The 13662-nt window shown below is 39.0% G+C and carries 11 protein-coding genes; 1 reads left to right on the top strand and 10 read right to left on the bottom strand.

The features are described from left to right. Positions 1–160 precede the first annotated feature (160 nt). From MHI18_RS13655 to MHI18_RS13635, 5 genes are all read right to left on the bottom strand, one after another. Positions 161–1426: a S1C family serine protease gene (locus tag MHI18_RS13655; protein ID WP_340848114.1), complete on the bottom strand. Its 1266-nt coding sequence runs from the start codon at positions 1424–1426 to the stop codon at positions 161–163. 139 nt (positions 1427–1565) lie between these two features. Further along, positions 1566–2984 carry a sensor histidine kinase gene (locus tag MHI18_RS13650; protein ID WP_340848112.1) on the bottom strand — a complete coding sequence of 473 codons (1419 nt, stop codon included), beginning with the start codon at positions 2982–2984 and terminating at the stop codon, positions 1566–1568. Next, complete coding sequence (locus MHI18_RS13645; protein ID WP_340848111.1) at positions 2974–3678, bottom strand: response regulator transcription factor; 705 nt, start codon at positions 3676–3678, stop codon at positions 2974–2976. The genes MHI18_RS13650 and MHI18_RS13645 overlap by 11 nt, the downstream gene beginning before the upstream one ends. Before the next feature lie 119 nt (positions 3679–3797). Next, on the bottom strand, positions 3798–4562 hold the full coding sequence (locus MHI18_RS13640; protein WP_340850293.1) for an alpha/beta hydrolase: 765 nt from the start codon (positions 4560–4562) through the stop codon (positions 3798–3800). A 384-nt stretch (positions 4563–4946) separates the two neighbouring features. Further along, entirely contained in the window at positions 4947–5783 is an 837-nt protein-coding gene (locus tag MHI18_RS13635; RefSeq protein WP_340848110.1) for a hypothetical protein, read from the bottom strand. Between the two features lie 132 nt (positions 5784–5915). Between MHI18_RS13635 and MHI18_RS13630 the strand changes: the two genes are divergently transcribed. Then, entirely contained in the window at positions 5916–6275 is a 360-nt protein-coding gene (locus tag MHI18_RS13630; protein ID WP_340848108.1) for a hydrolase, read from the top strand. A gap of 46 nt (positions 6276–6321) precedes the next feature. Here MHI18_RS13630 and MHI18_RS13625 read toward each other — a convergent pair whose 3' ends face one another. From MHI18_RS13625 to MHI18_RS13605, 5 genes are all read right to left on the bottom strand, one after another. Further along, positions 6322–9033, bottom strand: a complete 2712-nt coding sequence (locus MHI18_RS13625; RefSeq protein ID WP_340848107.1) for a GTP-binding protein — start codon at positions 9031–9033, stop codon at positions 6322–6324. A 372-nt stretch (positions 9034–9405) separates the two neighbouring features. Next, positions 9406–10443 carry a DUF2804 domain-containing protein gene (locus MHI18_RS13620; protein ID WP_340848105.1) on the bottom strand — a complete coding sequence of 346 codons (1038 nt, stop codon included), beginning with the start codon at positions 10441–10443 and terminating at the stop codon, positions 9406–9408. 141 nt (positions 10444–10584) lie between these two features. Then, positions 10585–11553, bottom strand: a complete 969-nt coding sequence (locus MHI18_RS13615) for a sugar phosphate isomerase/epimerase family protein (RefSeq protein ID WP_340848104.1) — start codon at positions 11551–11553, stop codon at positions 10585–10587. Continuing rightward, complete coding sequence (locus MHI18_RS13610; protein ID WP_340848103.1) at positions 11550–12611, bottom strand: Gfo/Idh/MocA family protein; 1062 nt, start codon at positions 12609–12611, stop codon at positions 11550–11552. The genes MHI18_RS13615 and MHI18_RS13610 overlap by 4 nt, the downstream gene beginning before the upstream one ends. Before the next feature lie 13 nt (positions 12612–12624). Beyond that, positions 12625–13650 carry a Gfo/Idh/MocA family protein gene (locus tag MHI18_RS13605; RefSeq protein ID WP_340848102.1) on the bottom strand — a complete coding sequence of 342 codons (1026 nt, stop codon included), beginning with the start codon at positions 13648–13650 and terminating at the stop codon, positions 12625–12627. Positions 13651–13662 lie beyond the last annotated feature (12 nt).

Genomic DNA, 13662 nt, shown 5'->3' with positions numbered 1-13662 from the left:
GGTTTTTTGAATATTTGTAAATATATTACACTATCCATATTAAAACAACAAGCTTTTTATTATTGGCAAATATTGTAGTTCTGTTCAAGGACTAGGGTAAAAAAGACTGCCGCTTACCTGTCCCAATCGGGTAAGGTGAACGACAGATTTTGTACAATTATTATGATTTACCTAACTTGATTTTTAACGTTTTATTATCGTCCCCACGATACACGGTAAAGCTCATTTCTTGACCCACTTTTCCATTTTTATATAAATATTTTCTTAATTCTGATGTAGTTGTGATTTTCGTACCATTAATTTCGGTAATGATATCCTGTTGCAAAAGTCCAGCCTCTGCTGCTGGTGAACCATTCTCAACACTTGTAATCATGACACCTTCTGCAGCTGCTTGATTAATTGACTGTTGATAGTTCTGAGGCAGTTCGCCGACATTCCCAAGACTGACCCCTAAGTATGGCCGAGTGACTTTTCCATCCTTAATAATCTCTTCAACGATTGGAAGTAAATCATTACTTGGAATAGCAAAACCAAGACCCTCCACACCATCTTCAGATATTTTCAAGCTGTTAATACCAATGACGTCACCTTGCGCGTTAATCAGTGCTCCCCCGCTGTTCCCTGGGTTAATTGCTGCATCAGTCTGAATCACATCTAAATTCCATTCACCTGCTGATGTCGTGACATCTATTGAACGGCCAGTGGCACTAACGATCCCCTGTGTTACTGTACGTGATAAATCTAGACCAAGCGGATTGCCTATTGCAATTACGGAGTCACCAGTACGAATAGCATCGGAATTTCCAAAACTGATTTTATCAGGTGCCTTAGAAGCATCAATTGTAAGAACAGCAAGATCCGTTAACGCATCTGAACCAACAATCTCTGCCGCTGTCTTCACGCCGTCACTGAGAGAAACTTCAACCTTACTCGCATTCTCAATCACGTGATTATTTGTAATAATGTACGCTTTATTCCCTTCTTTTTTATACATAACACCTGAACCCGTTCCACTCTCAACCTCTGATGAACCGTTAGTTGAGCTAGAGTTTGGAAACATTCCCCCGTTGTATGAGCTTTGCTGCTGTTGATAATTAATCACTCCAACAATCGAGTTAGACGCTTTTTCAACCATATCTGCTATTCCAGAATTATCATTGCTATATGAAGTTTTTGCTATAGGCAGCGAAGCAGCAGAATCACTTTTCTCTTCAATAAGTGCAGCACCTTGTGTATCATTTTGAGATGTTTGATTAAAATCGATATAATCAGCACCAAAAACAAATACCGAACAAGTTAACAATGATCCGACAATTCCTGATGTGAGCGATGAAAACCAGATGGACTTTCTTTTTTGTTCTTTCCGAGTCGTTTTAGTAACTTCAGGCGTCTGTTCCATTCTTTCTGTTTCAGTATTATTTTCCATATCTTTTAACACCTCATTTTTATTTTTTTGGTTATCTTGGTATCATCATAACCATCAATTATTAAAAATTTATTAACAAATCATGAAACCTGAATGAAAAAATGAAAAAAAATAAGACTTGGCTTTTAACAGCCAAGTCTTATCCTTCATTAATGAATAGAGGCAAGTAAATTGTAAAGATCGTTCCTTTTCCTTTTTTACTAGATACCTCTATCTTCCCCCCATGTAGTTCAACTAATTTTTTTACTATTGACAACCCAAGTCCAAATTCCCCATATGGATTATTTGTCCGAGAAAGATCAGCTTTATAAAAACGTCTCCAGATCGTTTGGATGTCATCCGGATCAATGCCTATTCCAGAATCTTCAATTTCAATAACCGTTTCCTTATTGCTCACTCTTCCTCTGAGCCAAATGGTTCCATTATCCGTAAATTGTATACTGTTTTTCGTAATATTAATCAAAATTTGAATCAATCTATCGTAATCTGCATACACAAGTACTTCTTCCGCAACTTCGACAAGAATTTCATTTTGTTTATTTGCTGCCTGTATGTTGAGATGTTCTTTTATCACTTCCATCAACTCATGCAGCTGTATTGATTCTTTAGTCAGTTTAATTTGATTAGAACGAACTTTTTCATAATCTAAGTTTTCATTAACTAAGCGAATCAGCCGTTTTGCTTCCTGACTTGCAAGGTTAACACCCTTCAGTTTCTCTTTTTCGGGAATCATGTCATCTCTTAAGCCTTCAAGCATCCCGCTGATTGTGGTTAAAGGTGTCCTTAGTTCATGAGAAACATCCGCCATAAACTGCCGTCTTCTGCTCTCCAAATTTTCAATTTCTTCATTAGAAGCTTTCAACTTTCCGGCCATCTCATTAAAATCATTTCCAAGATCACCGATTTCATCGAAGTTAGCTGATGGGACGTGAACATTATAATTCCCACTTGCAATCATCGAGGCAGCATCACGGATCCGTTGAATTCGTTTGACGTGTACCCTTGATAGCAGCCAGCTTAATAGGAAGGAAATTGTCAGAGCAATTAGGACAGTAATAACCAGATACTGATTAATTTCGCTGATCATTTCTCTTGAACCACTGACTGGGGCAATTAGTAAGATTCCCCCGACCAGCGTCCCTGCCTGAATATAAGGAAGAACAACCAGCGAAACTTCCTGTTCAAAGCGTTTGCTTTCTTGACGGATAATAACTGTGTCACCCCGTGCTAGTTTCTCCCACTCTTCATTGCTAGGCTCAAAACGCGACAAACGACCTGAATAAGGATATACAATGTCGCGATTCTGATCAAACACACTAAAAAAAATATCCTTATCATCAAGAACAGAGGCATATTGATTAAGTACTGTTGATTGACCTCTTGGATTATTTTCAAACTCCGTTAAGATTTCCTCGCCATATGTAATCAGTTCATTCGTTGTATTTTCGTAAACAAGTTGTTCAACGTATTTAGCAAACAGCAAACTTAAAGTAAGAAAAGCCACGACCAAGATGATAATATTACTTCCCAGCAGTTGATAAAGATATTTAATTCTCATACCCCGCTCCACTTTCATCGAATTTATACCCGACACCCCAAACCGTATGAAGCATAGGACGTGCCGGGGAGCCAATTTTATTTCGCAGCCTTTTTATATGAACATCCACGGTCCGTTCATCACCATAAAATTGATAACCCCATACACGCTCCAGCAGCTGATCTCTCGAAAACACTTGACGAGGTGACTGAACAAAATAGGAAAGCAAATCAAATTCTTTTGGCGTCAAATTCGTAATTGGCTTACCATCAAGGAATACTTCTCTCGTATCTTTATTGATCCTTAGATACTTTGTTTCAAGCATATGTTTTTCCTTCTGCTCCGCACTCCCACTCTGATATCTCCTTGTAACTGCCTTAATCCTCGCCATTAAGGCCAATGGGCTAAACGGCTTCGTTACATAATCATCTGCACCCAGTTCCAGACCCAATACCTGATCGGATTCGCTGTCTTTTGCCGTCAACATTATAATGGGAATGGTATCCTTTGCACTCCTTATTTTGCGACAAATAGCTACCCCATCCATGCCCGGGAGCATCCAATCAAGAATCAACACATCCCATTTACCTGAAAGATACCGATTGTAACCATCAAGCCCATTCATTACGAATTCTCCAGAAATCCCTTCTTTCGCAAAAAACATTTCCAGCATCGAACAAACACTTTCATTATCTTCTATTACAAGGATCTTCATTTCTCAAATCTCCTTCAACAATCCATTATTACCTTTAAAATTACGGGTATTTAGCAATATTTACAACTTTTTTAACATAAGGCTGCGAAAAAAGATGCTTTCAAACAAACAGCTGTACCTCATGAATACAAGCTATTACTCTTTGCTGCTCGTTTTATAAAGGCTAATGTTTCACTAATAATAATTCCTTGATCATTATCCAGCGTCGCCACATGGTAACTGTTTTTGAGTGTAATTATTTTTTTATCATTTGTACTGATTCTATCATAGATAATTTTTGTATTAGTTGGCGGTACTACATGGTCTTCCATTGAAACAAATAATAAGGCTGGGCAACTAACCTTGTTTAACTTACTGCTGACTGCGTCCGTTAATTTTATCAGTTCCTTTATTGAACGAACCGGCGTTTTCATATAAGCCAGCTCCTGATTTCCAACCAGTTTAATATCAGAACCAATTGCATCAAGAAAACGTGTATCGGTTATATGCTGAGCCATTTCCAATTGCGGCAGCTCCACCGCCGCATTAATAAGGACAATTCCTTTAATGTCTGAATACGTTTCAGCCAAGTAGAGTGTGAGTGTCCCTCCCATCGAGAGACCCGTCACGAAGATTGTCTCACAGCGGTCCTTCAACCAACCTAATCCTTCCTCAACCGACGCCATCCATTCTTCCATCTTTGTCCGTTCCATATCTTCATAATGAGTGCCATGTCCCTTAAGACGCGGCCCGCAGACAGTATAGCCAGCCTTAGCATACGCTTCCCCAAGCGGCTTCATACTTTGTGTTGTTCCGGTAAAGCCATGACATAGTAAAACACCGATATCATTACCTTCAAAAAAGAAAGACTCAGCACCATCCAGTACAAGATACTCTTCCGTCATCAACAACTCCCCCATTCTTAAATCACTTATCATTCACATTCGCTCTCCAGAAAGGAAATCCTGCTTTCAGAACCCTATTTCAACCGGGAACGGGGCTGTTCCTTCTATTATATTGGTTTTTGGGAAACTCACTATTCCCGTCTGCGACCACCTTATTCCCGTCTGGACAACCACTATTCCCGTCTGAAGCCTTTTTTCAGTCGAAAATTACCCCTATGGGTATAATGATTTTTCCCAAAATGACTCTCTTCCTTTTTCGGAACGGAATCCAGGGGGGTATTCCTTCTATTATTCAAGGGGAAACCTAATTAATCCCGTCTGAAACCACTCACCAGCCGAAAGTGAATCCATACATAAAAAAAAGAGCTTGGATAAGCTCTTTTGCTACATTAAATCTTCAACTTCTTTTGTTTTGGGATTAACGCTGTACCAGCCCCATGTTGCGGTATGGCCTTCTTTTGTTTCCGGGTTGTCTATGACAATCTCGTATACTTGAAAAATATAATTTCCTTTTTCATCTTCTCGATCAAATTGTATCGTTAAATTTGAAGAGTCGTTCATCTTAATAAATTCGGCCACTACTTCTTTGCCTTGTTCTGTGGTTAATTCCGTGGACTCACTGGCTTCTTTCGTTTCAGATTGTTTATCCGTTTCTTCAGATTTTTCCGTATCGATCGTTTTACCTGCTTGATCCTTATTTTGTATCGTTTGATCCATCAGTTTTTTTGCTTCGGTCTTAATCTTACTTGTCGAAGGCTCATTTGATTCAGCCACTTCTTCGAAAAGGCTGCGTGCCTCTTTAAATTGTTTTTGCGAAAGCAAAACTTTTCCTTCCGCGAGTTTCAACGTCATTTCTTCGTTTTCTTTTATGGCTGTACTTACTTCCGCCTTCAGTTTTTTCGCTTGTTTATGAACGTCTTCACCTTCAGGCTCACTCGTTTTATACTTGATTACTTTATCTAATAACGTAAGAGCTGTTGGATAATCTGATGTTTCATAAGCGGTTATTGCTTTACTCATAGCAGCTGATAAGTTCCGAAGATCTTTTGCTACAGCAGAATCATTATCTTGATAAGCTTTATCGAATGCTTCAGAAGCTTCTAAATAATGTTGTTTCTTTAATTCATTCCTGCCTAACTCCATGTTCGTCTCATAGGCACGAGTTGTACAACCTGCTAACAGACCTAAAGCAAGTAGAATTAATAGTGCTTTTTTTCGCATGATCAACTCTCCAATCCTCTTTCTAATTGGTTCATTATACCATTATAATAGTTTCCTTTTCAGTGGAAAGGGTTAAAACATTCAAAATTGTGGTAAAAGAATAGTACTAAAGAAAATGAGGAGATGAGCATGATGAATTCCGAAAAACAAACCTATTTTGTTGATCTTGTAAGCGGAGATATTCTTGAAAAGCCGCTGATTGAAGAAAATCCAAACTTTAGAATATACGCAACTGAAGAGGAATTAGCTGATTTGAAATTACAACTTGAGAAAAGTCATACGGCAGACTTACAAGCACACATCCGATCACTTATTCCCTATGTTCCTTATCACAAAGACCAACCAAATGATCAGTACGATGCTTCTCTAAAACACATTTACTCCATTATTTATCAATATGGTGATGAGGAAGCTAGACGATTTATTGATGAAATTGGAATTCTTGAAGATAATAAATTTGAAGGTGACGAGGATATCAAAAAAATGAAATAGATCTAAAAAGAGGCTGTTCCTTGGAGGAACAGCCTCTTTTTGATAGTTACTTTCTAGAATCTTGAATCATTTCGTATTGACGCAATCTTATTTTAAATAATGTGATTGGATCCCGATATAACTCTGGAAGTTCTCTCATTCGATCTAGTGCGGATTGGCTATCTGAAATTTCAATTTGACATTGTTCCGTGTGTTGATTAAGAACATTGTATGGATGTCTAAAGAACATCGCAATATCTCGTTCTAGGGATTTTTCAAACAAAACAAATTGTGAAAGGAATTTTGCCGCAACTGCACTTGCTACATCATCATAATCCATGGTTTCTAGATATTTTTTGTATTGATTATATAATGTGCCTTTATTTTGCGTAATTCCCCCGAATAACTTACCGGCACCTTTAAGGAGAAGTTGTGACGGTGTATGACGCATTAGAATATTCATGTCATCAACTTGCACCATACTTGTCATCCGCTCTGCATCACGACTCCAGTCATCAAGCACTCGGTAATCACATGCGAGTTCAATACGTTCGTCGCCATAAAGAGTATTAAAACCTTCTGCCATTTCATTTAATAGAAGCTGACTTTGGTTAAATTCTTCTTTTGACTGATTAATCCATTCTTGTAAGGAAACATGGAATTTAGGAAGTACCCGGTTTTTGACATAATCCTGAATCCGTACATTCATCTCTTCATTAAGTAAGACATGTATACGTCGGAAATCGCTGTCTTCTTTTAACAGACTAGCACAGTCACGAAGAAGATCAGGAATCCTTCCTGTAAGGTCATTCCGAACTTCGTCTTTAAGTAATTTATAGGCATTGGTAATCGTACGTACATTTTCTGTCTCTTGATCTGTTACTTGATGAATGGCCCCGTTAAGTTTAATGACCATTTCTTCATTCCATCTGATGGATTCCACATGTTGATTTTCCATCTCAATCCGTTTTTCTAGCAGGGCTGCTAAGGTTTTACGGATGTAGAACAACATGTTGCCTGTACGATCGACAGGAAGATGGTCGCCGCTGAAATTGCGCCAAATAAAGCTGGCTGCATCACCTTGATGCTGTTGACTTGAATAAGCAAATAGTTCTGCTTCTGGGATATAATCATGAATACGGTCAGCTGTATCTTCAAGAATCCGGATGGCATCATGCTCGTTGAATATTTTTTCTAAGTTTGTTAAAACAAAATGAATCGGTAAGTGAGGGGTCCGTTTTCTCACATCTAAGACAAGTTCTCGTTCACGCTCAGTAAATGGTGACTGTGCATCAAGTGTAACTAATAATCCATCTGCCATATGCGTTAATGTGTAAAACTCATTTCGAACAGCCGCACTCCCTGATAAACCTGGAGTATTAACAAATGTTAATGCCTGTTCCTCTAGTAATAGGGATGGAAATTTCACCTCGAAAATGGATTCTCTATAATTGCTTGATTCTTCAATGGCTTCTAAATCAGGTAAAGGAAGAATTCCTTCATTATTAATCTGATTAATTTCAGGTTGACGACTGTCGCTCACCGTAATAAACGCCGCACTGCCTTCTGAAATCACCTCTTCACCGGATAACCCATTGATAACTAAAGCACTTCCTAAAGGATCCATCCCTGCAATCAATAGAGTTCGTGCAGAACGATCCATTAGCTGATTAACCATCCATTTGCTTTTCTCTCCAACTTGAAGTTCAAGCTGTTCAGCCCAACGAATGATGGTTTGATAAAGCTCAATGCTTTCTGTAAACGATTCATGATGTACGCTGGCACCCCGATGCATTGCTTCAGCGTCCTGTACAACAAGTGCATCTAAGCTTCCACGGAATATTTCATTCCAGGCAAGTACTGCAGTAGAGGCAAACAGCGAATTATTCTTATCTGTGAGCTTCAGCCAATTGGTGAGTGTGTTAGGAATGATTTCTTCCAGTTCTTTAATAAAATGGCTGCCGTCTAACAAAGAAATATACGTATCCTTATACGTTTTGACAATACCATACCATGTATTTCGTTTATCTATCTCAGCCTTCATAAAGAATGTATTAATCGTATTCAACCATGTGAAATACGAAGGTTGTTTCTCATAAATGGCCCATAATGACAACACTAACTTTTCAAAACGCTGGCTATCCTCAGCGTGTAATGTTTCTAGAACAGGAACGAAGTATTCAGGTTGTAACGCAGCTGTATACCCGTAATCTACATATCCTTGAAGGACATCAAACCATGAAAGGACACCTGTCCGTATTCCTTCATTAGCAGCCAAATCTATTGCACTGTTCCAATCCCGTTGGTCTTCAAAAAATGAACGAGCCACTTCCGTTACATTCGGGTAATCAGGGTGGAAATCGACAACGTCTTTAATCGTTCTTGAAGCAAGATCAAACCGTGCTTCTTCTATGTATAATGAAAATAACTGCAGGGCAACTTCCGCTCTTAATACCAAGCTTTCCGCTTCGATGGATTTATATAAATCTTCAGCTGTTGAAAGCATACCAAGTTGGTAATAGGCATCTGCACTGTTCTTTCTCGCCCACGGTCGTAATTCTGAGGAAATACTTTCCCACTTAAAGATAGCAGCCTCGTAATCTTTAAAGTGGTAATATAATTCACCTTGCGAATACCGGATTTCTCCTAATTCAGGAAGTTCATTTTTTTGTTCTTCAAGATAGGCCTCTCCTAAAACTTGAATAGCATAAGATGCTTGTTCTTCACTGACTAGTGTTTCATAAAATTTTTTATCGATTAGTTGATTTTCAGACACCATTGATTTTCCCCCGCTTATCTATAAGTCAAAGTAATTGCCCCCGTTAGAAGGACCTTCTAAACAAACCATTTTAAAATAGAAGAGATGAACCTCTAACTTATTATTTTAACAAAGTTTTATTATAATTAAGTTTCATTCTACTAACAATTACGGGTCAATGTTTTCCTCGGCTGTAAAATTTTTAACACAATCCCAGTTAAGGAGAATTTACAGGTTAATTTGATGCATACCTATTTTAATCAATTGATTGATTAAGACTAAATATCGAGATTTCACAATAGATACATAGATTTAATTAATCGATTGATTAAATCTATAAATAAGTTTAATTAATCGATTGATTAAGAGAATAGTAACCGCAGAAGTTTAGTTTCACCATTTATTACTTACTTTTTCTGCAAAGCCTAATAAATCTTTTACAATAATTTCTTTACCGTCGTCCAAAAGAACCTTTCCAGAAAACCGTCCAAAGACCTGATGTTGATTACTCGAAATAAGGAGTACGGATGAATAGGCATGTCGGTCAATAATCGGATTAAATGTCATCTCAAATCTGCCGTCACTTGAATGAAATGTCCAAGGCTTCATGTACTCCTCTGAGTTTTCTTTATTGATTGGAATTTGAAAATCTACATCATCGAGTTTATGTGCCTTTCCCTGATAAAAAAGCATGTTTTCTGTCGCCGCTGTTGTATCACCAAACCCATAGCCAATATTAAAGCCAAACGGTACTCCCTCAATTAATCCTGAAGCTGAACCCCAATACCAAGTATTTTTATATGTCCAGACACCGCGTCCCCAATCTAAAACGGCAAAGGAATCAGCAGGATCAAACAGATACTCACGCCCAGCGAATAGTACCTTTCCCTTTGCGCGAATCGGATTAATCTTTTGGTTATAATAAAACGCCTTTTTATCTTCTTTAAAAGGGGTAGCAATAACCATTGATTCCTCTGGTTCATCAAATAGCTCTACTTCCACAAACAGGTCATCCGTTTGATGAAACTTTTTCATTTTAAAGTTCAGCTGTCTTTTCCTGCCGTCATTATAGAACTCAGCCTCCACTCGCTTATTACGAAATACGGCATCCCCAATTTTCGAACTGCTGGGAAGTTTCATTTTGCCTCCTGGTGCTAAGGTCATGACGCTGGTCGTTAGTTGACTCGGTATCTTAAAGTCCAGCAGAGAAGCGCTGATTAAACCCATATAGGAATTATCTGCAATGGTTAATGCCACCGCAAACTCATTATTCGAGATCAAGTAATAATCCCATTCTTTTATCCGCCAAGGGTTAGCTTTAATGGCAAAGCGATTGTAGGTTAGAAGCTCCCTTTTTGAATACCCTGATTCAGCTAACACGCCTCGTTCATCTAATAATGGATGGACACTCGTAATCTCGTGATTCCTCACAGCCTTCACCTCGAACCTTTTTATTTATTATTTCATAGCCCAAGAGGAATCTCCATTAATAACCATATAAAGAGTATAAATTTTCAGAAAAAATAAGCATCCCTGTAGAGGAATGCTTTACCTTTGGCTATCTACAATAAATTAAAGCCACCACATTTCAGCTGGGCTTTCATTAATCAGAACGGAATTCAAATTACGGACAGCGCGATGGAATCCTTCTTCAATCGACATTAGTGGATCTTCATGCTCAATACTGACAACATAGTCATATCCGAATGTCCTCAGGGCACTAATAATATCAGACCATTCTTGAATACTGTGGCCGCATCCAACTGATCGAAAATTCCATGAACGTGTCTGCACACTGCTATAAGGCTGCATATCAGTCAAGCCATACATATTGATATTTTCTTGATCTAAGAAGGTATCTTTAGCATGAAAATGATGAATGGCACCAGCTTTACCAAGAATTTTAATGGCTCCTACTGGTTCGATGCCCTGCCACCACAAATGACTTGGATCAAGATTTGCGCCTATAGCTTCGCATGTTTTCTCCCTAAGCTTCAGTAACGTATAGGGTGTATGAACAAGGAATCCTCCATGAAGTTCCAGCCCGATTTTCACATGATGGTCCTCAGCGTATTTCCCCCATTTTTTCCAATAGGGAACCAATTTTTCTTCCCATTGCCACTCCAAAACTTTACTATACTCATTCGGCCATGGTGCTACAGGCCAGTTTGGGTATTTGGCATCTTCCTGATCTCCCGGGGTACCTGAAAAGGTGTTTACGACAGGAACTTCCAGTAGCTCGGCAAGTTGAATCGTTTTAACAAAGGTATCATGACATTTATCGGCAAATGCTTTATCGGGTGACAAGGGATTACCATGACAACTGAAAGCACTAATCGTTAATCCACGCGAATGCACTGCCTCCAAATAGGCTTGCCTTTTAGCTTCACTTTCTAACAACTCTTCAAGCGGACAATGGTTGTTGCCAGGATATCCGCCAGTGCCGATTTCAACTGCTTTTACCCCGGATTCTTTTACATAATCCAACATTTCTTCGAAGGATTTATCAGCGAATAGTACAGTAAATACTCCTAATTTCATGTAATCTCCCTCTCCTTCAAATCCAAATGTATACTCTTTCCGCTTTCTGAACTCTTATAAATAGCTTCAATAATTTTTGAAACCTTTAAGGCCTCATATGGCTTCACCAGCGGTTCAGAGTAACCAAGACAGCTGTCAACGAAGTTTTCAGCTTGCTGCACATCAGGCGTTTCATCACCAGGAATCCATTCAGCTTCACTGTTCAATAACATGCCATACTTGGCTTTATTTAAGGTAAACGGCCATAAATCAAGTCCCCCATCAGTTCCTGAGAGGCTTAGTGTGTTTGCGTCTCCACGAATATTCGCTGCCCAAGAAGTTTCTAATAATAAAGAAGCTCCATTAGCAAATTTAATATAGCCGGTTGCGTGATCATCTACATCAAACGTTGTCGAGTCGAATTTCCCCCATTGGTTAACTTGCTCATGACCCTTGCTTATATAATTATAGGTGGTTCCAGAGATTTCAATCGGCTCTGGATCTCCCATCAGCCATAACGCTAAGTCAAGTAAATGACAGCCATAATCAATCAGACCGCCTCCGCCTTGGAGATCTTTATTGGTAAACAGGCCCCATCCAGGCACCTTTCTACGGCGTAACGCTTGAACCCTCCCTACATATGGAAGGCCAATTTCTCCCTGTTGAATAACAACTTTAGCAGCTTGTGCCTCTCTCATGAAGCGATAATGGTATGCAATAGATAAGACCTTCCCTGCTTTACTTGCTGCCTCTATCATCGCTTCACACTCAGCCGTTGTAATCGCCATTGGTTTTTCACATAAAACGTGACATCCTGCTTCAAGAGCTGCAATCGTAATCTCTGCATGAAATTTATTAGGTGTCGCTACGAGGACTGCATCGACTTCTTGAAACATATCATGATAATTCGTAAAGACATGTTCAATATTATTTTTTAATGCAAGATCCTTTGCTCTCAGTTCCTCAATATCTTGAATCCCATAAAGAACGACTTTATCCTGAAGTTTTTGAAAAGCCGGGATATGTCTGTCACGAGAGATGCCGCCTGCTCCAACAATCCCCAATTTTATCTTTTCCATGCTGTTTCACCTCTTATAATGTAATGATTTTTTTGGTTTTGTTGGAATCAAGTGCTCCTAAAATCACCTTTAATGACTTCATCCCTTCATCCCCGTTGACTGGAGGAACCGTGTCCAAGAGTATACTCTTTACAAAACGAGTAATGACTCCTGAATCCTCCTGCCCTCCTTCTTCATTGGTTTGAATTCCCCCAAGGTTCTCCTTCACTGTTTGACCATTAGTATAATGAATGATTAATGAATGGTCGGGATCATCCTCTAAACGCAGAATTCCTTTTTCTCCATATATGATGGTGGAATTATCTTCTTTCGCATCATAAGACCAGCTCGCAGCCAAGGTTCCAATAATTCCGTTTTCTGTTTTTAAAATAAATACTGCATTGTCATCAACCTCTGTATTTTGCTTTGCATTTGTCTCTATAAATGCTGCCACTTCTGTAAATTCTTCATTAAGTAAAAATCGCATTAAATCCGTTTTATGCACACCCAAATCACCCATAGCTCCGATAAATGCCTGTTTCTTATCAAAGAACCAGCTGTTGGCTCCATCAATACTCCAGCCTTCCGGGCCTCCATGACCAAATGCCGTTCTAAAGCTATAAATTCTGCCTAGGTCGCCAGCTTGAATCAGTTCATGAGCTTTATCATGGGAGGGAACAAATCGTTGATTATGAGCGATCATTAATTTCTTTTTATTTACTTTTGCAGCCTCAATCATTGCTTCCGCTTCGGCTAAAGATGTCGCCATTGGCTTCTCACACAGCACATGTTTTCCAGACTGTAGGGCTGTAATTGACATTGGAGCATGGAGGGCATTGGGAGTACAAATACTCACTGCTTCTATTTCACCGTTCTTAAGCAGTTCCTGATAATCAGTATATGCAGCTGCTCCAAATTTTTCTGCCATTTCGAGTGCCCTTTCTTGGACAACGTCACAGACAGCTGTTATTTCAACATTTTCATGTGCCTGGTATTCTGCAAGATGGCGATATCTTGCAATACTTCCACAGCCAATGACTCCTACCTTCAATTTTCGCATATCAATCTCTCC

The organism is Peribacillus sp. FSL H8-0477 (assembly GCF_038002765.1).
Taxonomy (GTDB): Bacteria; Bacillota; Bacilli; order Bacillales; family DSM-1321; genus Peribacillus.
The sequence above is the reverse complement of the archived record's forward strand: the minus strand, read 5'-3'. Positions and strand labels throughout refer to the sequence as shown.

Bases quoted from the DNA above. Each gene is read 5' to 3' on its own strand.
- MHI18_RS13635 (WP_340848110.1), bottom strand. From the start codon at position 5,783: ATGCGAAAAAAAGCACTATTAATTCTACTTGCTTTAGGTCTGTTAGCA.
- MHI18_RS13615 (WP_340848104.1), bottom strand. From the start codon at position 11,553: ATGAAATTAGGAGTATTTACTGTACTATTCGCTGATAAATCCTTCGAA.
- MHI18_RS13625 (WP_340848107.1), bottom strand. From the start codon at position 9,033: ATGGTGTCTGAAAATCAACTAATCGATAAAAAATTTTATGAAACACTA.
- MHI18_RS13640 (WP_340850293.1), bottom strand. From the start codon at position 4,562: ATGACGGAAGAGTATCTTGTACTGGATGGTGCTGAGTCTTTCTTTTTT.
- MHI18_RS13650 (WP_340848112.1), bottom strand. From the start codon at position 2,984: ATGAGAATTAAATATCTTTATCAACTGCTGGGAAGTAATATTATCATC.
- MHI18_RS13645 (WP_340848111.1), bottom strand. From the start codon at position 3,678: ATGAAGATCCTTGTAATAGAAGATAATGAAAGTGTTTGTTCGATGCTG.
- MHI18_RS13605 (WP_340848102.1), bottom strand. From the start codon at position 13,650: ATGCGAAAATTGAAGGTAGGAGTCATTGGCTGTGGAAGTATTGCAAGA.
- MHI18_RS13655 (WP_340848114.1), bottom strand. From the start codon at position 1,426: ATGGAAAATAATACTGAAACAGAAAGAATGGAACAGACGCCTGAAGTT.
- MHI18_RS13630 (WP_340848108.1), top strand. From the start codon at position 5,916: ATGAATTCCGAAAAACAAACCTATTTTGTTGATCTTGTAAGCGGAGAT.
- MHI18_RS13610 (WP_340848103.1), bottom strand. From the start codon at position 12,611: ATGGAAAAGATAAAATTGGGGATTGTTGGAGCAGGCGGCATCTCTCGT.